The sequence below is a fragment of the Pseudomonas sp. B26(2017) genome (genome assembly GCF_002113045.1).
Taxonomy (GTDB): Bacteria; Pseudomonadota; Gammaproteobacteria; order Pseudomonadales; family Pseudomonadaceae; genus Aquipseudomonas.
Genome location: NZ_NEJJ01000004.1, coordinates 142287 through 164760, shown reverse-complemented (window position 1 = coordinate 164760; position 22474 = coordinate 142287). Strand labels below are relative to the sequence as shown.

The window sequence follows — 22474 nt, the reverse complement described above, 5'->3', positions numbered from 1 at the left end:
CGACGAACCGGATATAACGCAAACGGCTTCAAGCTGTTAGAATCTCGCGCGGTTCGGGATGCTGCTGGCTAATAGCCTGGCTGGCAGACATCGCTCCCGAACCTGGCGACCCCAACCGTGAAGGGGCAACGCTGCCGCCGCCTGAGGAGAAAATTAGAAATGACCTTCGTCGTCACCGACAACTGCATCAAGTGCAAGTACACCGACTGCGTAGAAGTCTGTCCGGTGGACTGCTTCTACGAAGGCCCGAACTTCCTGGTCATTCACCCGGACGAGTGCATCGACTGCGCCCTGTGCGAACCGGAATGCCCGGCCGTGGCCATTTTCTCCGAGGACGAAGTTCCGGAAGAAATGCAGGAATTCATTCAGCTGAACGTAGAGCTGGCCGAGATCTGGCCGAACATTACCGAGAAAAAAGAATCGCTGCCGGATGCCGAAGAGTGGGATGGCGTCAAAGGCAAGATCAAAGACCTCGAACGCTGATCTGTTCCGCGTTTTGAAGAGAAGGCCCCTCGCGGGCCTTTTTGCTTTTTCGGATTTGGCTATTTTCAGGCAAAAAAAGGGGCGGTTTGACCCGCCCACATTTTTTCCCTATTCCCTGTGTTCCTTTTCATCGTCCTGATGAATCGCGTCCTGCGATGTCCATTCCCCTCTTCCTTGAAGGGCGCGTCTATCCGTCGACACAACCCAGATACTAGAGATTTCGCCGATGGGCACAACTGGCCGCCAGCGTACTAATCCTTGGTCACAAGCCTTTAACATTGAAAAATAACCATATAAATCAATAGATTATGAATATAAAACGAGCGCTATAGCCTTCAGCGGCAGGGTAAAAATAACGAACACTTACGATACAGTCAGCAAAGGCTTACAAAGTAAACCTACAAGGCGGGAAAACCTCCCGCTTCCAGAGCGCAAATAAAAAGCCCCGAACCAGTCGGGGCTTTTTGCATAGCGGTCACGCGGGCGGCTTATTGGAACAGCGACTCGCTCGACAGGCCGTTTTTCTCGAGAATTTCCCGAAGGCGTTTGAGGCCTTCCACCTGGATCTGTCTCACCCGTTCCCGGGTCAGGCCGATCTCCAGGCCTACATCTTCCAGCGTGCTGCTCTCGTGGCCGCGCAAGCCGAAGCGGCGCACGACCACCTCGCGTTGCTTGTCGGTCAGTTCCGAGAGCCATTGATCAATGCTCTGCGACAGGTCGTCATCCTGCAGCAGTTCACATGGATCGGTCGGACGATCATCCGTCAAGGTGTCCAGCAGGGTTTTATCCGAATCCGGACCCAGCGAGACATCGACCGAAGAAACCCGCTCGTTCAGGCCCAGCATGCGCTTGACCTCGCCCACCGGTTTTTCCAGCAGGTTGGCGATTTCTTCGGGTGAGGGTTCGTGGTCGAGCTTTTGCGTCAGCTCCCGTGCGGCCCGCAGGTACACGTTGAGCTCCTTGACCACGTGGATCGGCAACCGGATGGTCCGGGTCTGATTCATGATCGCGCGTTCGATGGTCTGACGGATCCACCAGGTCGCGTAGGTCGAGAAGCGGAAGCCGCGCTCGGGATCGAACTTTTCCACCGCGCGGATCAGTCCGAGGTTGCCCTCTTCGATGAGATCCAGCAGCGACAGCCCCCGATTGACGTAACGCCGGGCGATTTTGACCACCAGCCGCAGGTTACTTTCAATCATGCGCTTGCGCCCGGCAGGGTCGCCACTTTGCGACAAGCGCGCAAAATGAACTTCTTCTTCCGGGGAGAGCAGTGGGGAAAAGCCGATTTCGTTGAGGTACAGCTGCGTGGCATCGAGTGCCCGAGTGTAATCGATGTACTTGTGTTGTTTAAGTGAAGCGGAGTGTTTGGATTTGGCACGAACGGAAGGTGGAGCAGCCCCTTCATCATTCGACATCGAATCCGAATCGATGCCGGTCTCCATCAGGAGAACCTCATCGTCGATGTCAAACTCCGGCACTTCTTTACTGAGAGCCATTGTTATAGTCCTTTGGTGAGTTCGACCCCAAGCTCAAGCGGCGCCTTTATCCTTGGCAACGCTGGAGCCTGTCCCCTCTACGTGAAGAAACAGGCTGGTCTGCAAATCAACGTCTTGGCAGGAACTGCAGCGGATCTACAGGTTTACCTTGTCGGCGAATCTCAAAATGCAGTTTCACCCGGTCTGTACCCGTTGACCCCATTTCGGCAATTGTCTGTCCGACCTTGACCTGCTGCCCCTCCCGTACCAACAGCCGACGGTTGTGTCCGTAAGCACTGACGTAGGTTTCGCTGTGTTTGATGATGACTAATTCGCCGTAGCCCCTTAAGCCACTCCCGGCGTAAACCACCGTCCCATCAGACGCAGCTAAAACAGGCTGTCCCAAATCTCCGGCGATATCAATTCCTTTATTCAAACTACCGTTTGAAGAGAATTTACCAATCAGAATGCCATTAGATGGCCATCCCCAGCCGGTCGGGGCCGGGCCCGGTGGAGGCAGTGGAGCAGGCGAGGGCTTGCTGGCGACGGACGGTACAACCGCCGTGGAAGCGGCCCCGGAACCCGTGGTTGTGGTGGTCGTCGTGCCATTTGCCTGACGCCGGATAACCGTGGTTTTGCTGGACGAAGACGCTGAAGAACCGGAGTTGCTGACGACCGCCGTCGGCGTTGAACCGGTGCGACCGTCGAAGCGAATCGTCTGACCCGGATGTATCGTGTATGGCGTAGGAATATTGTTCCGGGCGGCGAGGGCTTTGTAGTCCCAGCCGTAGCGAAAAGCGATGGAAAACAACGTATCGCCCGGACGGACTACATACTGCCCGGTCGTTACGACCGGACGTTGGGCCACCGAATTGTTGCGATCGACGACCCGGACGTTGTTCGATTTTGTGCTGGAGCAACCGACCAGCAAGGTGCTCAAGACAAGGCCAGTCACCAGGCGCTGAAAGCTCGTGTTACCCATACGCTGCGCAATGACTGTGAGACTCACCCGCCGCTCCCTTTGTGGTGGCTGAAAAATGTGGAGTGCCGATTCCGGCATGAAACTTCGCAAGTATAACGGGCGCAACCGGCTTTACCTTTATAGAAGCGCTATCGCTCGGCGCACACGTTTGCCTGTAGACGATCCATCCTGTTTAAACATTCACTGCCGCTGTAAGACAGGCACGTTCGACAGGAATTCAGCATCCTGGAACAAATGCTCAGGCCAGCGGACCGTTGAGCAATGGCACGAAACGTACCGCCCCCAAAACGTGCCGGGAGAAGCCGTTTTCTTCGCGCACGATCAGCATCAATTGCTGCACTTCACCCGAGCCGACCGGGATTACCATCCGCCCGCCCGGTGCCAGTTGATCCAGCAAAGCCTGAGGCACATCGGTCGCCACCGCAGTGACAATGATGCCGTTGTACGGCGCCAGCGCCGGCCAGCCTTCCCAGCCATCACCCCAACGAAACACTACGTTGCGCAGGTTGAGCTCGACCAGGCGTTCCTTGGCCCGATCCTGCAGCACCTTGATGCGCTCCACCGAGAACACCCGCTCGACCAGTTGCGACAGCACCGCCGTCTGATAACCGGAACCGGTGCCGATCTCCAGTACCTTATCCAGCGGCCCGGCCTCCAGCAGCAGTTCGCTCATGCGCGCCACCATATAAGGCTGGGAAATGGTCTGGTTGTTGCCGATCGGCAGTGCGGTGTCCTCGTAGGCACGGTGTGCCAGCGCTTCATCGACGAACAGGTGTCGCGGGGTCCGACGGATCACTTCCAGCACGCTGGCGTTGGAAACACCCTCTTCGTACAGACGCTGAATCAGGCGCTCTCGGGTTCGCTGGGACGTCATCCCGATGCCGCTGCGCAGCCTGTCGTCTTGTTCACGAGCCATTAATTGAGCCCCTCCAGCCAGCCGTCGAGACTTCTGAAGGCATCATTGAAGGTGCGATCGAGCTGCAACGGAGTGATGGATACGTAACCCTGCATCACCGCATGGAAATCGGTACCCGGCCCGCCGTCTTCCGCGTCACCTGCCGCCGCGATCCAGTAACCGGCCTTGCCGCGCGGATCCACGACTTTCATCGGTGCCGCCGCACGGGCGCGATGGCCGAGACGGGTCAGTTGAATGCCGCGAATGCGATCGATCGGCAGATTAGGAATGTTCACGTTCAACACCGTGCGCGGTGGCAGATCGAGCCTGGCGTGGGCTTCGACCAGTTTGCGCGCAAAGTAGGCCGCCGTAGGCAGGTTGTCGACCAGCCGCGAAACCAGCGAGAAGGCAAACGACGGGCGCTCGAGAAAGCGGCCCTCGAGGGCGGCTGCCACCGTTCCGGAATACAGCACGTCATCACCCAGGTTGGCGCCGAGGTTGATGCCCGAAACCACCATGTCCGGCACGCGTTCCAGCAAACCGTTGAGCCCCAGGTGGACGCAGTCGGTCGGCGTGCCATTGAGGCTGATAAAACCGTTGTCCAGGTATTGCGGGTGCAACGGACGGTCGAGTGTCAGCGAACTGCTGGCACCGCTCTTGTCCTGTTCCGGGGCGATAGCCACGCACTCGGTGTAATCCGCCAGCGCAGCATAAAGCGCGGCAAGACCGGGCGCAGTCACCCCATCATCGTTAGAAATCAGAATACGCATGGGCTGTCCGTCTGCCCCACCGGCACCAGATCAACGAGTTCGCGCACCAATACGGTGGCGAAGCATCCGGCCGGGAGGACGAATTCCAGTTGCAGAATGTCAGGCTCGGGATAATGCCACGTCAACCCGCCAATGGGCAGCCGCAGGATGCGACGTTCGTGGCTCATACCGGCATTAATCAACCAATCACGCAGATCCGCCTCGCGTGCGGCAATCCCCTGCTCCAGATCATGGACAACCCCTGCCGCCGGCGAGTCACCTTCGCCCCACTGCGGGCCGGTCGGGTGCAGGTCGAGAATCGCCAGACGCGGGTCACTGCACTCGGCTTCACCTGCCGGAAAAAAGCTGCGGCTGTCGGTGAACGCCAGCAGATCGCCGACCTGGGCACGTTGCCAGGTGCCATCGGCCACCCGCGCCGCGAGTACCTGATTGAACAGAAAACTGCGCGCGGTCGACAGCAGGCGCGAACGCACGTTGCGCTGCTCCGGCAGTGCCTTGCGCGCCGCCCACGAACGGGCATCGACGACATTGCCGCCATCATGGCCGAAACGCTGAGCGCCGAAGTAGTTCGGGATACCTTGTTTGGCGATCAGTTGCAGACGCTCGTCGATGGCGGCTTTGTCGCCATTGAACTGGGTCAGGCGCAAGGTGAAACCGTTGGCCGAATGCGCACCGCGTTGCAGCTTGCGCTTGTGTCGTGTGGTCTTGAGGATTTTCAGCGTATCGTTTTCCGCCGCCGACAGATCCGGATCAGCCTTGCCCGGCAGTTGCACGCTGAACCACTGGCGGGTCAGCGCCTGACGATCCTTCAGGCCGGCATAGCTGACCGTACGCAATGGCACGCCGGCAGCCTTGGCGATGCGTCGTGCCGCTTCTTCGGTGTTCAGACCGCGCTTTTCCACCCAGATCCACAGGTGCTCACCATCACCGCTGAAGGGAATGTCGAGCACTTCATCGACCTGGAAATCTTCGGCGATGGCTTTCAGTACCGCGGTGCCAAGGGCGTCACCATAGGCCCGCGGGCCAAGCAGTTGCAGTTCGTTCATGCGCGCAGCAACAAGGCAACGGAATGCACGGCAATGCCTTCTTCGCGACCGACGAAGCCGAGCTTCTCGGTGGTGGTGGCTTTCACGTTCACTTGATCCGGTTCTACTTGCAGATCCGCGGCAATCAGCGCGCGCATCGATTCGATATGGGGGGCCATTTTGGGGGCCTGAGCAACGATGGTGTTGTCGACGTTGCCGACCTTCCAGCCTTTGGCGTGGATCAGGCTGACCACATGCCGCAGCAGCACACGACTGTCGGCGCCCTTGAATTGCGGGTCGGTGTCCGGGAAATGCTTGCCGATATCACCCAGCGCAGCCGCGCCGAGCAAGGCATCGCTCAAGGCGTGCAGCAGGACGTCACCGTCGGAGTGAGCGAGCAGCCCGAAGCCGTGTGCGATTCGCACGCCGCCCAGAGTAATGAAATCGCCTTCAGCGAAACGGTGCACATCATAGCCGTGGCCAATACGCATAAAAAAACGCCCCGAATTTTGTCAGGGCGTGATTCTACCTGCATTAACCCTTCAGAGCGCGCGCGTGATGCTGCAAGTGGTCGTCAATGAAGCTCGCAATGAAGAAATAGCTGTGGTCGTAGCCCGGTTGCAGGCGCAACGTCAGCGGATGACCCGCTTGCTTTGCCGCTTGTTGCAGGGCTTCGGGTTTGAGCTGGGTGGCGAGGAAGTCGTCGCGGTCACCCTGATCAACCAGCAAAGGCAGTTTCTCGTCCGCGTCGGCGATCAGTGCACAGGCATCCCATTCGCGCCATTTCGAACGGTCTTCGCCCAGATAGCGGCTGAACGCTTTCTGACCCCACGGGCAATCCATCGGATTGTTGATCGGCGAAAACGCTGACACCGACTGGTAACGTCCCGGATTGCGCAACGCACAGACCAGCGCACCGTGACCGCCCATGGAGTGGCCGCTGATGCTGCGCTTGTCCGAGGCCGGGAAATGCGCTTCAACCAGTGAAGGCAATTCCTGCACGACATAGTCATGCATCCGATAGTGACGCGACCATGGTTCCTGCGTGGCATTCAGATAGAACCCGGCACCGAGACCGAAATCCCAGGCCCCGTCAGGATCCCCCGGTACATCCGGGCCACGCGGGCTGGTGTCCGGCGCCACGATGATCAGGCCGAGTTCGGCCGCCATACGCATCGCGCCGGCTTTCTGCATGAAGTTCTCGTCCGTGCAGGTCAGGCCCGACAGCCAGTACAGCACCGGCAACTTGCCGCCCTGCTCTGCCTGCGGCGGCAGGTACACGGCGAACACCATGTCGCAGCCCAGCACCTCGGATCGATGCCGATAGCGTTTGTGCCAGCCGCCGAAACTTTTCTGACAGGAGATGTTTTCCAGACTCATGTAGGACTCCTACGCAACCACGGCTGCACACTGGCAACCGTGGCATCGCGATTGATCAGAAATGAATGACGGTACGGATGCTCTTGCCTTCGTGCATCAGGTCGAAGGCCTTGTTGATGTCTTCCAGGCCCATGGTGTGGGTGATGAAGGTGTCCAGCGGGATTTCGCCGCTCTGTGCCATGTCGACATAGCTTGGCAATTCGGTACGGCCACGCACGCCGCCGAACGCCGAACCGCGCCAGACGCGACCGGTCACCAACTGGAATGGACGGGTGGCGATTTCCTGGCCAGCACCGGCCACGCCGATGATCACCGACTCGCCCCAGCCTTTATGGCAGCACTCGAGGGCTGCGCGCATCAGTTGCACGTTGCCGATGCATTCGAAGGAGAAGTCGACGCCGCCATCGGTCATGTCGACGATCACTTCCTGGATCGGACGATCGAAGTCTTTCGGGTTCACGCAGTCGGTGGCACCCAGTTGCTTGGCGATTTCGAACTTGGCCGGGTTGATGTCGATGGCGATGATGCGCGAAGCCTTGGCCTTCACTGCACCAATCACCGCCGACAGACCGATACCGCCGAGACCGAAGATGGCCACGGTGTCGCCCGGTTTGACCTTGGCGGTGTTGATCACCGCACCGATCCCGGTGGTCACGCCGCAACCGAGCAGGCAGACCTTTTCCAGCGGCGCATCCTTGGAGATCTTGGCCACGGAGATTTCCGGCAGCACGGTGTACTCGGAGAACGTCGAGGTACCCATGTAGTGGAAAATCGTTTGGCCCTTGTAGGAAAAGCGCGAAGTGCCGTCCGGCATCAGGCCCTTGCCCTGGGTGGTGCGAATGGCCTGACACAGGTTGGTCTTGCCCGACTTGCAGAACTTGCACTGGCCGCATTCCGGGGTGTACAGCGGAATGACGTGGTCGCCGACGGCCACGGAAGTCACGCCTTCGCCGATCGCTTCAACGATGGCGCCACCCTCGTGGCCGAGGATCGACGGGAAGATACCTTCCGGGTCAGCACCGGACAGGGTGTAAGCGTCAGTGTGGCAAACCCCGGAAGCCACCACGCGCAGCAACACTTCACCGGCCTTGGGCATGGCGACATCGACTTCTACGATTTCCAGCGGCTTCTTGGCCTCGAAGGCAACGGCGGCGCGCGACTTGATCATGCTGACTCTCCAGTGAATCCATTGAATAAAAACCAGACAAGGAGTGTAGTCCAGCGCCGCTTGATGAATAATCCGGGCAAAAGCAAAACATTATTGCCATACAGGGATAATCCCGATGTCTGAAAACCGCTGGGAAGGCATCGACGAGTTCGTCGCCGTTGCCGAATGCAGCCAATTCACCGCGGCTGCCGAACGCCTGGGCGTTTCTTCCTCGCACATCAGTCGACAAATCGTACGACTGGAAGAGCGTTTGCAGACGCGACTGCTGTACCGCAGCACCCGGCGCGTCACACTGACCGAAGCCGGCCAGACCTTCCTGCAACATTGTCAACGCCTGCAGGACGGTCGCGAAGAAGCGTTGCGCGCAGTCGGCGACCTGACCAGCGAACCCAAAGGCATGCTGCGTATGACCTGCGCCGTGGCGTATGGCGAACGCTTCATCGTGCCGCTGGTGACGCGCTTCATGGGTCACTACCCGCAACTGCGCATCGACATCGAACTGACCAACCGTCAACTCGATCTGGTGCACGAAGGCCTGGACCTGGCGATACGTCTGGGGCGTCTTCAGGATTCCCGGCTGGTGGCGACCCGACTGGCACCGCGGCGCATGTATTTGTGTGCGTCGCCCTCCTACCTGGAACGGTACGGGCGCCCACACAGCCTGTCGGAACTAGGGCGACACAATTGCCTGATCGGCAGCTCGGACATCTGGCAGCTTGAACAAAACGGGCGGGAATTTTCCCAACGGGTGCAGGGAAACTGGCGCTGCAACAGTGGGCAAGCAGTGCTGGATGCAGCCTTACAAGGCGTCGGATTGTGTCAGCTGCCGGACTATTACGTGCTGGAACATCTGCACAGCGGTGCGTTGATTTCTTTGTTGGAGGCGCATCAACCGCCGAATACGGCAGTGTGGGCGTTGTATCCACAGCAGCGGCACTTGTCGCCCAAGGTGCGCAAGCTGGTGGATTTTCTCAAGGAAGGTTTGGCCGAGCGGCCGGAGTACCGGATTTAACGACGATTGGCCCAGCGCTGGCGCAACCATTCGAGATCTTCGGGGCGGGTGACTTTCAGATTATCCGCGCGGCCTTCGATCAGGCGCGGCGCCAACCCGGCCCACTCCATCGCCGAAGCTTCATCGGTGATGACTGCATCCGCCACCAGACTGTCAGCCAAAGCCCGGTGTAAGGCACCGAGTCGGAACATCTGCGGCGTATAGGCTTGCCAGATCACGCTGCGATCCACGGTTTCCAACACTCGACCGTGTTTGTCGACCCGTTTCAGGGTGTCCTTCGCCGGCACGGCCAGCAAGCCGCCGACCGGATCGTTTGCCAGTTCAGCGAGCAGTTTGTCGAGATCGTCACGGCTCAGATTGGGCCGTGCCGCATCGTGCACCAGCACCCAATCCTCATCGTCGGCACCTTGGGCATGCAGATGAAGCAAGGCATTGAGTACCGAGCCGGAACGTTCGGCTCCACCGTCGACCCGCTGAATTCGCGGATCGCTGGCGCTGGCCAGGTTCGGCCAGTAAGGGTCATCGACGGCAAGACTGACCACCAGCCCCTTGAGGCTCGGGTGATCGAGGAAACAGCCGAGGCTGTGTTCGAGAATTGTGCGCCCGCCCAGTTGCAGATATTGCTTGGGACGGTCCGCGGCCATACGGGCACCGATGCCCGCGGCAGGAATCACGGCCCAGAAGGCCGGCAGGGAATCGATCATTGGGCCAACTGGTAAAGGGTTTCGCCGTCCTTGACCATGCCCAGTTCGTGACGAGCCCGCTCTTCAACGGTCTCCATGCCTTTCTTCAACTCGCTGACTTCAGCGTCCATCACCCGGTTGCGCTCCAGCAAGGCTTCGTTCTCGGCGTGCTGTTCAGCAATCTGCTGATTCAGCTCGGCGACTTGCGCCAGACTGCCATTGCCCACCCACAGGCGGTACTGCAGACCGGCCAGCAGCAAGAGCAAGACGAGAAACAACCAGTAAGGACTGCGCATCGAATATCAGGTATCCAGTGAAAAAAGACAGCCACGCCAAAACTTTGAAGCATCTGATAGCACGAAGCCTGGAATATCCAGGCTTGTGCATATAAGGCATCAGATTAGTGGCAAATCCATCGCTGTCACGACTTTTCCGACACAATCCGGTGTCTTTCTATCATTTACTGCTCAGCCGCGAAACTCGCTGCGACCGTTGTACTTGGCCTTGCCATTCAACTGCTCTTCGATACGCAGCAGTTGGTTGTACTTGGAAACGCGGTCGGAACGGCACAGAGAGCCGGTCTTGATCTGGCCAGCCGAAGTACCCACGGCCAGGTCGGCGATGGTCGAATCTTCGGTTTCGCCCGAACGGTGCGAGATCACGGCGGTGTAACCGGCAGCCTTGGCCATCTGGATGGCTTCCAGGGTTTCGGTCAGGGTGCCGATCTGGTTGAACTTGATCAGGATCGAGTTGGCGATCTTCTTGTCGATGCCTTCTTTCAGGATCTTGGTGTTGGTCACGAACAGGTCGTCGCCAACCAGTTGGGTCTTGGCGCCGATCTTGTCGGTGAGGATCTTCCAGCCAGCCCAATCGGACTCGTCCAGACCGTCTTCGATCGAGATGATCGGGTAACGTTCAGTCAGACCTTTGAGGTAGTCGGCGAAACCTTCAGCGGTGAACACCTGGCCTTCGCCGGACAGGTTGTACTTGCCGTCTTCGAAGAACTCGCTGGCCGCGCAGTCCAGAGCCAGAGTCACGTCGGTGCCCAGCTTGTAACCAGCGTTGGCAACGGCTTCGGAAATCACTTTCAGCGCGTCTTCGTTGGAAGCCAGGTTCGGCGCGAAACCGCCTTCGTCACCCACGGCAGTGCTCAGGCCACGGGCCTTCAGAACGGCTTTCAGGTGATGGAAAATCTCGGTGCCCATGCGCAGGCCTTCCGAGAAAGACTTGGCGCCGACCGGCTGAACCATGAATTCCTGGATGTCGACGTTGTTGTCGGCATGTTCGCCACCGTTGATGATGTTCATCATCGGAACCGGCATCGAGTAAACGCCCGGGGTGCCGTTCAGGTTGGCGATGTGAGCGTACAGCGGCAGGTCCTGATCCTGTGCAGCTGCCTTGGCCGCAGCCAGGGAGACGGCGAGGATGGCGTTGGCGCCCAGGGTCGCTTTGTTTTCAGTACCGTCCAGCTTGATCATCGCGTGATCCAGGGCTTTCTGGTCGCTTGGGTCGGTGCCCAGCAGCAGATCGCGGATCGGACCGTTGATGTTGGCTACCGCCTTGAGCACGCCCTTGCCCAGATAACGGCTCTTGTCGCCATCACGCAGCTCGAGCGCTTCACGCGAGCCAGTGGATGCACCGGACGGCGCGCAGGCGCTGCCGATGATGCCGTTGTCGAGAAGCACGTCCGCTTCCACGGTGGGATTGCCACGGGAGTCGAGAACTTCACGACCTTTGATGTCGACGATTTTTGCCATTGTTGTAAACACTCCAAAGTTGACGAAAACGACGCAGCTAGAGGAAATCTTTTTACCGTCGGCAAGTGTTGTGCAACGGGCAGCTTGCAGACGACAACGCTCATACCCGAGGGCATGAGCGACAAATCGTGCGGTACTTTACCGGAGAATTGAGGTTTACGCGGTTTCTACCGTCGGAAAACTCTTCACCAGTTCGTCCAGGGCTTTGAGCTGGGCCAGGAATGGCTCCAGTTTGTCCAGACGCAAGGCGCAAGGGCCGTCGCATTTGGCGTTGTCCGGATCCGGGTGCGCCTCGAGGAACAGGCCCGCCAGCGACTGGCTCATGCCAGCCTTGGCCAGGTCGGTGACCTGGGCGCGGCGACCGCCGGCGGAGTCGGAACGACCGCCCGGCATCTGCAGCGAATGGGTCACGTCGAAGAATACCGGGTACTCGAACTGCTTCATGATGCCGAAGCCGAGCATGTCGACCACGAGGTTGTTGTAGCCGAAGCTCGAACCGCGCTCGCAGAGGATCAACTGATCGTTACCCGCTTCCACGCACTTGTTCAGGATGTGTTTCATTTCCTGAGGTGCGAGGAACTGGGCTTTCTTGATGTTGATGACGGCATTGGTCTTGGCCATCGCGACAACCAGATCGGTCTGGCGCGACAGAAAGGCCGGCAGCTGGATGATGTCGCAGACCTCGGCGACGACTGCGGCCTGGTCAGGCTCGTGGACGTCGGTGATGATCGGCACGCCGAAGGCTTGTTTGATGTCCTGGAAGATGCGCATGCCCTCTTCCAGGCCAGGACCGCGATAGGAGGTCACAGAAGAACGGTTGGCCTTGTCGAAACTGGCCTTGAACACGTAAGGGATACCTAGTTTTTCGGTGACCCTCACATACTCTTCGCAAACCTGCATGGCCATGTCACGGCTTTCCAGCACGTTCATGCCACCGAACAGCACCATGGGCTTGTCGTTGGCAATCTCGATGTCGCCGACGCGGATGATCTTCTGTGCCATCGGGGTTACGCCTTCTTCTGATGTTGAGCCAATGCTGCTTTGACGAAGCCGCTGAACAGCGGATGGCCATCGCGTGGCGTCGAGGTGAACTCTGGGTGGAACTGGCAAGCGACGAACCATGGATGATCCGGTGCTTCGACCACTTCAACCAGCGCGGCATCGGAAGAACGACCGGAAATCTTCAGGCCGGCCTCGATGATCTGCGGCAGCAGGTTGTTGTTCACTTCGTAACGGTGACGATGACGCTCGACAATCACATCCTTGCCGTAGCAGTCGTGCACCTTGGAGCCGGGTTCGAGTAGGCATTCCTGAGCGCCGAGGCGCATGGTGCCGCCCAGGTCGGACGCTTCGGTACGCACTTCAACGGCGCCGGTGGCGTCTTCCCACTCGGTGATCAGACCGACAACCGGATGGCCGCTGGCGCGATCGAACTCGGTGGAGTTGGCATCTTTCCAGCCCAGCACGTTACGGGCGAACTCGATGACCGCCACTTGCATGCCCAGGCAGATACCCAGGTACGGAACCTTGTTTTCGCGAGCGTACTGAACGGCAGTGATCTTGCCTTCCACGCCACGCAGACCGAAGCCGCCCGGAACGAGAATCGCGTCGACGCCTTCCAGCAGCGCGGTGCCCTGGTTCTCGATGTCTTCGGAATCGATATAGCGCAGGTTGACCTTGGTACGGTTGGTGATGCCGGCGTGACTCATCGCTTCGATCAGCGATTTGTAGGCGTCCAGCAGCTCCATGTACTTGCCGACCATCGCGATGGTGACTTCGTGCTCTGGATTGAGCTTGGCATCGACGACCTTTTCCCACTCGGACAGGTCGGCGCCGTTGCATTGCAGGCCGAATCGCTCGACGACGAAATCGTCCAGACCCTGAGCGTGCAGCACGGCCGGGATCTTGTAGATGGTATCGACGTCTTCCAGGGAGATCACCGCACGTTCTTCAACGTTGGTGAACAACGCGATCTTGCGACGCGACGACACATCCACCGGATGGTCGGAACGGCAGATCAGCACGTCTGGCTGCAGACCGATCGAACGCAGCTCTTTTACCGAGTGCTGGGTTGGCTTGGTCTTGGTTTCGCCAGCGGTGGCGATGTACGGAACCAGGGTCAGGTGCATCAGCATCGCGCGCTTGGAACCGACTTCCACACGCAACTGGCGAATGGCTTCGAGGAACGGTTGCGATTCGATGTCGCCAACGGTACCGCCGATTTCCACCAGGGCCACGTCGGCATCGCCGGCACCCTTGATGATGCGACGCTTGATTTCGTCGGTGATGTGCGGAATCACCTGGATGGTTGCACCCAGGTAGTCACCACGGCGCTCTTTGCGCAGCACGTGCTCGTAGACACGGCCGGTGGTGAAGTTGTTGTTCTGGGTCATGGTCGTGCGGATGAACCGCTCGTAGTGGCCCAGGTCCAGGTCGGTCTCGGCGCCGTCGTGGGTGACGAACACTTCACCGTGCTGGAACGGGCTCATGGTGCCCGGGTCGACGTTGATGTACGGATCCAGCTTCAGCATGGTGACCTTAAGCCCCCGCGCCTCCAGGATGGCCGCCAATGAAGCCGATGCAATGCCTTTCCCCAAAGAAGAAACAACACCGCCCGTGACGAATATGTAGCGCGTCATGAAAAACCCTAGAAGTCTGCGTTAAAGCGGTCCGAGCCGCCGGGGAAAGCGAAGGAAGGCCGAAGCCCCCGATCACCTGCATTAATCACAGTGCACCTTTCAAAAAAACCGCCGCGTTGGGACAGACCGGAAGTGAAAACACCGGTACGTTGCTCGCTACACATTTTTTGGAATCGCCCAGCAAAGACTGCTTGGTAATCGGCAACTCCTGCAATTCAGGCGAATCCACAGAAGTTGTATCAAGAAGGGAGCGTAGTCTACCGGAATGCCCCCTTCATCTCAAACCTTGATCTTCGTCCGAAGGCTGCCAATGCAATCGCCAGCCTTGCAGCGCATTGCCGTCGAGCCCCGGCAGGTTCGCCACGGCGAGCAATTCTTCATCGCGAAACAGCAGCGGCAATCTGCCACGCACGAAACCCGGCACCGCGCGCTCATTGAGCAGGCGCTTGAGATCGCGATGACCGCGCCCTGCCAGATCCATCACCTCGCCGCCCTGACGGTAGCGGATTTGCAGCGGCCCCACGGGAGTCTGGCCGATGAACGTGACACGCCCGTTATGGGGCAAGCGTAGCGCTGACGACAGGTCGTGCCAGCTGCCGCTGACCACCGGCGTACGCAACCATTGCCCGCTGAGCCACCACAGACGACCGACGCTTCGGTGTAGCTCGCCATCCGCCAGACGCCACACCGGAGCGGCATCGTTACCGGCATCGCGCAGGTCGATCCAACCCGACCAATGGTCGGTATCCGGCAGTCGGGTCAGCGGCTCAAGCCAGTGACTGAGAGCGTTTCGCTGACGGGCATCGGACAAGCCCGCGATCGCCGCAAACTCCAGTGATGGCAATCCTGACCACTCGAAACCACCGGGCATGCTCGCTTGAGCCAGATCGATTTGCGCCAGCTCATCGAGCAAGCCTTGCGCCTCACGCAGATGCGCCGCACTGCGGGCCATGCTGGCGTGAGCCTGAGGCCAGCGACCAGCCAGCAGCGGTATGACCTGGTGGCGCAGGTAGTTGCGCGAAAACTGTCGATCCTGATTCGACGGATCCTCGACCCAGAGCAGGCCATGGTCCTGTGCATAGGCTTGCAGCTCTGAACGCGTGACGTCGAGCAACGGCCGAACCAGACTGCCCTGCCCCAGCGCTCGCGTGGCCGGCATTCCGGACAGCCCGCGCACACCGGCGCCACGCAGCAGGCGGAACAACAGCGTTTCGGCCTGATCGTCGCGGTGCTGGCCCGTCATCAAGACATCATTGATCCGAGTCGCCGAAGTGAATGCCGCATAACGAGCATCCCGCGCCGCACGCTCAAGGCTGGCGCCCTTTTGCACAGTCACGTGAACAATCTGCAATGGAATGCCCAAGGCATCACAGACAGCCTGGCAATGCGCCGGCCACGCATCGGCCGCGGCCTGAAGACCGTGATGAACATGGATTGCGCGTAGCGGCGGAAGGGATTCGGATTTGGCGAGAGTTGCCAGAAGGTGCAGCAGGACGGTGGAGTCGAGGCCGCCCGAGAAAGCGATACGCCAATGAGCCGCATCGAGCCAGGGCGTGAGACTGCGCAGAAGCCTGGAAGGCAAATCAATCGAGGGCTGACCCATTTTTCTACCTTTTCACAAACCAAATGTGGGAGCGGGCTTGCTCGCGAAAGCGGTGAAACAGCCAACACAGTTGTTGAATGTTACATCGCATTCGCGGGCAAGCCCGCTCCCACAGTGTTTTGCATTGTCAGCCAAAACGGCGTTCGATCAGAGGCCGTAGCTCATCAGACGATCGTAACGACGCTTGAGCAGCGCTTCGTTGTCGAACTTCTTCAGCATCGCCAGTTGCGAGCTCAGCTCGGCGCGGATCGATGCGGCGGCCGCAGCCGGGTCGCGGTGAGCGCCGCCCAGAGGCTCGCTGATCACTTTGTCGACAATGCCCAGGCCTTTCAGACGCTCGGCGGTGATACCCATCGCTTCAGCAGCATCCGGCGCCTTCTCTGCGGTTTTCCACAGAATCGAAGCGCAACCTTCCGGCGAGATCACCGCGTAAGTCGAGTACTGCAGCATGTTCAACTGGTCGCACACGCCGATCGCCAGTGCGCCGCCCGAACCACCTTCACCAATCACGGTGGCGATGATCGGGGTTTTCAGACGAGCCATGACGCGCAGGTTCCAGGCGATCGCTTCGCTCTGGTTGCGCTCTTCGGCGTCGATCCCTGGGTAGGCGCCCGGGGTGTCGATGAAGGTCAGGATCGGCATCTTGAAACGCTCGGCCATTTCCATCAGGCGGCAAGCCTTGCGGTAGCCTTCCGGACGCGGCATGCCGAAGTTGCGGCGTACCTTTTCACGCACTTCACGGCCCTTCTGGTGACCGATCACCATCACTGGCTGGTCTTCCAGACGTGCCACGCCGCCCACAATGGCTGCGTCGTCGGAGAAGTGACGGTCACCGTGCAGTTCGTCGAACTCGGTGAAGATGTGGTCGATGTAGTCCAGGGTGTAAGGACGTTTCGGGTGACGCGCCAGACGTGCGATCTGCCAGCTGGTCAGCTTGCCGAAGATGTCTTCGGTCAGCGTCTTGCTCTTGTCCTGCAGGCGGGAGATCTCATCGCCGATATTCAGCGAATTGTCATTACCGACCAAGCGCAACTCTTCGATCTTGGCTTGCAGGTCGGCGATCGGCTGTTCGAAATCTAGAAAATTCGGGTTCATAGGCGTCCGTCTTGGGTCGTGTCCCAAATGAGCTTGGGCCGGCCGGTTGTCTATTCGCGCCCTACCTTAAGGGAGAGGCGCGCTGAGGTCGAGATTAAAAATTCAGGTTGTGGGCAGGCGCTTTGATTGCACCTGCCGGTCAACGGTATTGGAGGAAGACGTTGTCTCGCCCGAACTGGTCACGCAGGGCTTGAATCAAGGCATCCGCCGGGTCGATCCGCCAGGTCTCGCCAAACTGCAGCAAGGTCTTCGCATCGGGACTGGTGTATTCCATGGTGATCGGGCACGCCCCGCGATGACGCTTGAGCAAATCACCCAACCAGCGTAGCTGATCGCCTTTAAGATCCTGGGTCTGCAACTTCAGGCGCAGACTCTCGGCGAGGTTGGTGCGCGCATCTTCCATGCTCATCACCCGCTTGACCCGCAGCCGCAGGCCACCGGAGAAGTCATCGTTGCTGACCTCACCTTCGACCACCACCATCGCATCGGTCTGAAGCAGCGATTGCGCGGAGTGAAACGCATCGGCGAACAGCGACGCCTCGATCCGCCCGGAGCGGTCGTCGAGGGTGATGAAGCCCATCTTGTCGCCCTTCTTGTTCTTCATCACCCGCAGGGCAATGATCATCCCCGCCACGGTCTGGGTGTCCCGGGCCGGTTTCAGGTCGATGATGCGCTGACGGGCAAACCGGCGGATTTCACCTTCGTATTCGTCGATCGGATGGCCGGTCAGGTACAGGCCAAGAGTGTCCTTTTCACCCTTGAGGCGTTCCTTGAGGGTCAACTCCTTGGCCTTGCGATGCAGCGCGTAAACGTCTGCGTCTTCCTCGACGAACAACCCGCCGAACAGGTCGGCATGACCACTGTCTCGGGTGCGCGCAGTCTGTTCGGCCGACTTGATGGCTTCTTCCATCGCCGCCAGCAAGACCGCGCGATTGCGGTCGATATTGGCCTGATAAGCCTTTTGCTCGTCATGGAAGAACGGACCGAGGCGATCCAGCGCGCCGCTGCGGATCAGACCGTCCAGCGTGCGCTTGTTGATGCGTTTGAGGTCGACCCGGGCGCAGAAGTCGAACAGATCCTTGAACGGACCGGCCTGACGGGCCTCGGTGATCGCCTCCACCGGGCCTTCGCCGACGCCTTTGATTGCGCCCAGACCATACACGATTCGGCCTTCGTCGTTCACCGTGAACTTGAACTCCGAAGTGTTCACGTCCGGCGCGTCGAGCCGCAGCTTCATCGTGCGCACTTCCTCGATCAAGGTCACGACCTTGTCGGTGTTGTGCATATCCGCCGACAGTACCGCAGCCATGAACGGCGCCGGGTAGTGAGCCTTCAGCCAGGCAGTCTGGTACGACACAAGACCGTAGGCGGCGGAGTGGGATTTGTTGAAGCCGTAACCGGCGAATTTCTCTACCAGGTCGAAAATGTTACCGGCCAGATCCGCGTCGATGTTGTTCTTCGCGCAACCCTCGATGAAACCGCCGCGTTGCTTGGCCATTTCCTCAGGTTTCTTTTTACCCATCGCCCGACGCAGCATGTCCGCACCACCGAGGGTGTAACCGGCCATGACCTGGGCGATCTGCATCACCTGTTCCTGATACAGGATGATGCCGTACGTCGGCGCCAGCACCGGTTGCAGGCCTTCGTACTGGTAATCCGGGTGCGGATACGCCAGTTCCGCGCGACCGTGCTTACGGTTGATGAAGTCATCCACCATGCCCGATTGCAGCGGGCCCGGACGGAACAGGGCCACCAGTGCGATCAGGTCTTCGAGGCAGTCGGGCTTGAGCTTTTTGATCAGCTCTTTCATGCCACGGGATTCAAGCTGGAACACCGCGGTGGTTTCAGCTTTTTGCAGCAGCTGATAAGTCGGCTTGTCATCGAGCGGGATGAACGCGATGTCCAGCGGTGGCTCGTTGACCTTGGCGCGGTCGCGGTTGATGGTCTTGAGCGCCCAGTCGATGATCGTCAGGGTCCGCAAGCCGAGGAAGTCGAACTTCACCAGACCCGCTGCCTCGACGTCGTCCTTGTCGAACTGGGTTACCAGACCGTCGCCGGCCTCGTCGCAATAGATCGGCGAGAAGTCGGTCAGTTTGGTCGGCGCGATCACCACACCACCGGCGTGCTTACCGACGTTACGCACCACACCTTCGAGCTTGCGTGCCATTTCCCAGATTTCCGCCGCTTCTTCATCGACCTTGATGAAGTCGCGCAGGATTTCTTCCTGTTCGTAGGCCTTTTCCAGGGTCATGCCGACTTCGAACGGAATCATCTTCGACAGGCGATCCGCCAGGCCGAACGACTTGCCCTGGGCCCGCGCAACGTCGCGGACCACAGCCTTCGCCGCCATGGAACCGAAAGTGATGATCTGGCTTACAGCGTTGCGACCGTATTTTTCGGCCACGTAATCGATCACCCGGTCGCGACCATCCATGCAGAAGTCGACGTCGAAGTCGGGCATCGATACCCGTTCCGGGTTGAGGAAACGTTCGAACAGCAAGTCATATTCCAACGGGTCGAGGTCGGTGATCTTCTGTACATAGGCCACCAGCGATCCGGCACCCGACCCCCGGCCCGGTCCCACCGGCACGCCGTTGTTCTTGGCCCACTGGATAAAGTCCATCACGATCAGGAAGTAACCGGGGAACCCCATCTGAATGATGATATCCAGCTCGAAATTCAGCCGGTCGACGTAGACCTGACGCTTGGCCTCGTAATCTTCGGTGGTGTCCTTGGGCAGCAGCACGCTGAGGCGCTCTTCCAGACCATCGAACGACACCTTGCGGAAATACTCGTCGATGGTCATGCCATCGGGGATCGGGTAGTCAGGCAGGAAGTGCTTGCCCAGCTTCACGTCGATGTTGCAGCGCTTGGCGATCTCGACGGTGTTTTCCACCGCATCCGGCAGGTCGCTGAACAGCTCGGCCATTTCCTCGGCGCTTTTCAGATACTGCTGGTCGCTGTAGTTCTTTGAACGGCGCGGATCGTCGAGGGCCCGGCCTTCGCCGATGCAGACGCGGGTTTCGTGAGCCTCGAAATCCTCCTGCTTGATGAACCGCACATCGTTGGTGGCGACCAGCGGAGCACCGAGCTTGTCGGCCAGGGCGACGGCGCCGTGCAGCTGTTCTTCATCGTTCGGACGGTTGGTGCGCTGGACTTCCAGATAAAAACGATCCGGGAACACCGCCATCCATTCGCGCGTCAGGGTTTCGGCCTCGGCGGGATTGCCGCCGATCATGGCCATGCCGATCTCGCCCTCTTTGGCGGCGGACAGCATGATCAGGCCTTCGTTGGCCTCGGCGACCCATTCGCGCTCGATGATGATCATGCCGTTGCGCTGACCTTCGATGAAGCCACGGGAAATCAGCTCGGTCAGGTTGCGATAGCCCTGGGCATTCATGACCAGCAGGCTGATGCGGCTCAGCGGACCATCGGGGTCCTTGTTCGACAGCCACAGGTCGGCGCCGCAGATCGGCTTGATCCCGGCGCCCATGGTGTTTTTATAGAACTTGACCAGCGAACACATGTTGTTCTGATCGGTCACCGCAACGGCCGGCATGCCCATGCCGGTCAGGGCCTTGACCAGCGGTTTGATCCGCACCAGCCCGTCGACCAGGGAGTATTCAGTGTGCAGGCGTAGATGAACGAATGAAGCCGGCATAGTGATCCTGTCCAGTTACATAGAGACAACAAGGCCCGGATTGTACCGGGCCTCGAATAAAACATCAGCCTCGCCGCTAAACCGGCGTCAGGCCTTCCAGCGCTTCATAAGCCTGCCGAACCGGGGCAAAAGAACGCCGATGAATCGGCGTCGGCCCCAAACGCACCAGCGCTTCCAGATGAACGGGCGTCGGGTAACCTTTGTGGCCACCGATGCCGTAACCCGGATAGATCAATTCGAACGCCGTCATCTCGCGATCGCGGCTGACCTTGGCCAGAATCGAGGCCGCGGCGATGGCCGGGACCTTGCTGTCGCCCTTGACCACCGCTTCGGAACGCATCGGCAGTTTCGGGCAGCGATTGCCATCGATCATCGCCAGTTTCGGCTGGATGTGCAGGCCGGCGACCGCGCGCTGCATGGCCAGCATGGTGGCATGAAGGATGTTCAGTTCGTCGATCTCTTCGACTTCGGCGCGGGCGATGCACCAGCTCAAAGCCTTCTCGCAGATTTCGTCGTAAAGCTTTTCGCGCTTGGCTTCGGTGAGTTTTTTCGAGTCGTTGAGACCGAGAATCGGGCGGTTCGGGTCGAGGATCACCGCCGCCGTGACGACCGCACCGCACAACGGGCCGCGACCGACTTCATCGACACCGGCCACCAGTTCTTCGACTTCGGCGACCAAGGTGAAATCCAGGCCCATCTGCATGCTTGTCTTGCTCATCGTGTTTGCCCGATCAGGTTCAGAACGGCGTCAGCCGCCTGATTGGAAGCGTCCAGGCGCAGAGTGCGATGGATCTCGTCGAAGCCACGAGTCTGCTCTTCGCCACCGTCGATCAAAGGCGACAGGGTCTGGGCAAGCGCTTCGACCGTCGCATCATCCTGCAACAATTCCGGGACCAGCAATCGCTGAGCCAGCAGGTTCGGCAGGGACACGTACGGACTCTTGACCATGCGTTTGAGAATCCAGAACGTCAGCGGCGCAAGCCGGTAGGCCACGACCATCGGACGTTTGTACAGCAGCGCTTCCAGGGTTGCCGTACCCGACGCGATCAGTACCGCATTGCAAGCTGCCAGGGCCAGATGGGATTTGCCATCGAGCAGGGTCACCGGCAGATCGCGACCGGCCAGCAGCTCTTCGAGTTGGGCACGACGCTCGGGGTTGGCGCACGGTATGACGAAACGCACGCCGGGACGCATGGCACGCAGACGTTGGGCGGTATCGAGGAACAGCGCACCCAGACGACTGACTTCGCCGCCCCGACTGCCGGGCATCAAAGCCACCAGCGGACCGTCCGGCAGACCGAGTTCGGCACGCGCCGCACTGCGATCGGCCTCCAGTGGAATGGTGTCGGCCAGCGTATGGCCGACGAACCGCACCGGTACGCCCTTCTCTTCGTAGAATCTGGCTTCGAATGGCAGCAGCGTGAGCATCAGGTCGCAGCCTTCGCGGATCTTCAGGACCCGCTTCTGCCGCCATGCCCACACCGAAGGGCTGACGTAGTGCACGGTCTTGATCCCGGCCTGACGCAGCTTGAGTTCGATATTGAGGTTGAAGTCCGGCGCATCGATGCCGATGAATACATCCGGTTTTTCAGCGATAAGCGTCGCGATCAGGTCCTTGCGGCGCTTGAGCAGTTCACGCAGCCGCCCCAGGACTTCCACCAGCCCCATGACCGACAAACGCTCCATCGGAAAATAGGAGGTCAGGCCCTCGGCCTGCATCAACGGACCGCCGACACCGATGAACTCCACCGCAGGATGCTGTGCCTTGAGGGCGCGCATCAGCCCGGCGCCCAGAATGTCACCGGAAGCCTCCCCCGCCACCAGCGCAATACGCAGATTGGCCATG

General features: G+C 59.6%; 20 protein-coding genes. 2 read left to right on the top strand and 18 right to left on the bottom strand.

Translation table 11 applies throughout. From position 1 onward, the window contains the following. Window positions 1–159: 159 nt before the first annotated feature. Window positions 160–483 carry a ferredoxin FdxA gene (fdxA, locus tag CAF79_RS07840; protein ID WP_007908827.1) on the top strand — a complete coding sequence of 108 codons (324 nt, stop codon included), beginning with the start codon at window positions 160–162 and terminating at the stop codon, window positions 481–483. A 488-nt stretch (window positions 484–971) separates the two neighbouring features. Here the strand turns inward: fdxA and rpoS are convergent, their stop codons facing one another. The 8 genes from rpoS to CAF79_RS07800 form a co-directional block, all read right to left on the bottom strand. Then, window positions 972–1979: an RNA polymerase sigma factor RpoS gene (gene rpoS / locus CAF79_RS07835; RefSeq protein WP_007954831.1), complete on the bottom strand. Its 1008-nt coding sequence runs from the start codon at window positions 1977–1979 to the stop codon at window positions 972–974. Window positions 1980–2085: 106 nt separating this feature from the next. After that, window positions 2086–2967 (bottom strand): peptidoglycan DD-metalloendopeptidase family protein, encoded by an 882-nt coding sequence (locus CAF79_RS07830; protein WP_085697346.1) that lies wholly within the window; start codon window positions 2965–2967, stop codon window positions 2086–2088. Window positions 2968–3178: 211 nt separating this feature from the next. Continuing rightward, the gene (locus CAF79_RS07825; RefSeq protein WP_170844894.1) at window positions 3179–3814 is read right to left on the bottom strand and encodes a protein-L-isoaspartate(D-aspartate) O-methyltransferase; all 636 of its coding nucleotides are present in this window, start codon (window positions 3812–3814) and stop codon (window positions 3179–3181) included. A gap of 41 nt (window positions 3815–3855) precedes the next feature. Next, the gene (gene surE / locus CAF79_RS07820) at window positions 3856–4605 is read right to left on the bottom strand and encodes a 5'/3'-nucleotidase SurE (RefSeq protein ID WP_085697345.1); all 750 of its coding nucleotides are present in this window, start codon (window positions 4603–4605) and stop codon (window positions 3856–3858) included. Next, on the bottom strand, window positions 4593–5651 hold the full coding sequence (gene truD, locus CAF79_RS07815) for a tRNA pseudouridine(13) synthase TruD (RefSeq protein ID WP_011332702.1): 1059 nt from the start codon (window positions 5649–5651) through the stop codon (window positions 4593–4595). Before truD ends, surE begins: the two co-directional genes overlap by 13 nt. Then, window positions 5648–6121 (bottom strand): 2-C-methyl-D-erythritol 2,4-cyclodiphosphate synthase, encoded by a 474-nt coding sequence (ispF, locus tag CAF79_RS07810; protein WP_064593803.1) that lies wholly within the window; start codon window positions 6119–6121, stop codon window positions 5648–5650. Before ispF ends, truD begins: the two co-directional genes overlap by 4 nt. A 43-nt stretch (window positions 6122–6164) precedes the next feature. Beyond that, window positions 6165–7010 (bottom strand): S-formylglutathione hydrolase, encoded by an 846-nt coding sequence (gene fghA / locus CAF79_RS07805; RefSeq protein ID WP_085697344.1) that lies wholly within the window; start codon window positions 7008–7010, stop codon window positions 6165–6167. 55 nt (window positions 7011–7065) lie between these two features. Then, window positions 7066–8178 carry an S-(hydroxymethyl)glutathione dehydrogenase/class III alcohol dehydrogenase gene (locus CAF79_RS07800; RefSeq protein ID WP_085697343.1) on the bottom strand — a complete coding sequence of 371 codons (1113 nt, stop codon included), beginning with the start codon at window positions 8176–8178 and terminating at the stop codon, window positions 7066–7068. Window positions 8179–8293: 115 nt separating this feature from the next. Between CAF79_RS07800 and CAF79_RS07795 the strand changes: the two genes are divergently transcribed. Beyond that, window positions 8294–9190 (top strand): LysR substrate-binding domain-containing protein, encoded by an 897-nt coding sequence (locus CAF79_RS07795; RefSeq protein ID WP_007954817.1) that lies wholly within the window; start codon window positions 8294–8296, stop codon window positions 9188–9190. Here the strand turns inward: CAF79_RS07795 and ispD are convergent. From ispD to lpxB, 10 genes are all read right to left on the bottom strand, one after another. Further along, a complete protein-coding gene (gene ispD / locus CAF79_RS07790; RefSeq protein WP_085697342.1) occupies window positions 9187–9894 on the bottom strand; it encodes a 2-C-methyl-D-erythritol 4-phosphate cytidylyltransferase in 708 nt (235 codons plus the stop codon). The genes CAF79_RS07795 and ispD overlap by 4 nt on opposite strands. After that, the gene (ftsB, locus tag CAF79_RS07785) at window positions 9891–10169 is read right to left on the bottom strand and encodes a cell division protein FtsB (RefSeq protein ID WP_085697341.1); all 279 of its coding nucleotides are present in this window, start codon (window positions 10167–10169) and stop codon (window positions 9891–9893) included. Before ftsB ends, ispD begins: the two co-directional genes overlap by 4 nt. A 171-nt stretch (window positions 10170–10340) precedes the next feature. Beyond that, window positions 10341–11630 carry a phosphopyruvate hydratase gene (gene eno, locus CAF79_RS07780; RefSeq protein WP_085697340.1) on the bottom strand — a complete coding sequence of 430 codons (1290 nt, stop codon included), beginning with the start codon at window positions 11628–11630 and terminating at the stop codon, window positions 10341–10343. 156 nt (window positions 11631–11786) lie between these two features. Beyond that, a complete protein-coding gene (gene kdsA, locus CAF79_RS07775) occupies window positions 11787–12632 on the bottom strand; it encodes a 3-deoxy-8-phosphooctulonate synthase (protein WP_085697339.1) in 846 nt (281 codons plus the stop codon). A gap of 5 nt (window positions 12633–12637) precedes the next feature. Then, window positions 12638–14269 carry a CTP synthase gene (locus tag CAF79_RS07770; RefSeq protein WP_085697338.1) on the bottom strand — a complete coding sequence of 544 codons (1632 nt, stop codon included), beginning with the start codon at window positions 14267–14269 and terminating at the stop codon, window positions 12638–12640. A 274-nt stretch (window positions 14270–14543) separates the two neighbouring features. Beyond that, window positions 14544–15872 carry a tRNA lysidine(34) synthetase TilS gene (gene tilS / locus CAF79_RS07765; RefSeq protein WP_085697337.1) on the bottom strand — a complete coding sequence of 443 codons (1329 nt, stop codon included), beginning with the start codon at window positions 15870–15872 and terminating at the stop codon, window positions 14544–14546. Between the two features lie 147 nt (window positions 15873–16019). Further along, a complete protein-coding gene (locus CAF79_RS07760; RefSeq protein ID WP_064379018.1) occupies window positions 16020–16967 on the bottom strand; it encodes an acetyl-CoA carboxylase carboxyltransferase subunit alpha in 948 nt (315 codons plus the stop codon). Window positions 16968–17106: 139 nt separating this feature from the next. Next, window positions 17107–20628 (bottom strand): DNA polymerase III subunit alpha, encoded by a 3522-nt coding sequence (dnaE, locus tag CAF79_RS07755; protein WP_085697336.1) that lies wholly within the window; start codon window positions 20626–20628, stop codon window positions 17107–17109. Between the two features lie 76 nt (window positions 20629–20704). Then, a complete protein-coding gene (gene rnhB / locus CAF79_RS07750; protein ID WP_139832574.1) occupies window positions 20705–21331 on the bottom strand; it encodes a ribonuclease HII in 627 nt (208 codons plus the stop codon). A gap of 11 nt (window positions 21332–21342) precedes the next feature. Then, entirely contained in the window at window positions 21343–22473 is a 1131-nt protein-coding gene (gene lpxB, locus CAF79_RS07745) for a lipid-A-disaccharide synthase (RefSeq protein WP_085697334.1), read from the bottom strand. Window position 22474 lies beyond the last annotated feature (1 nt).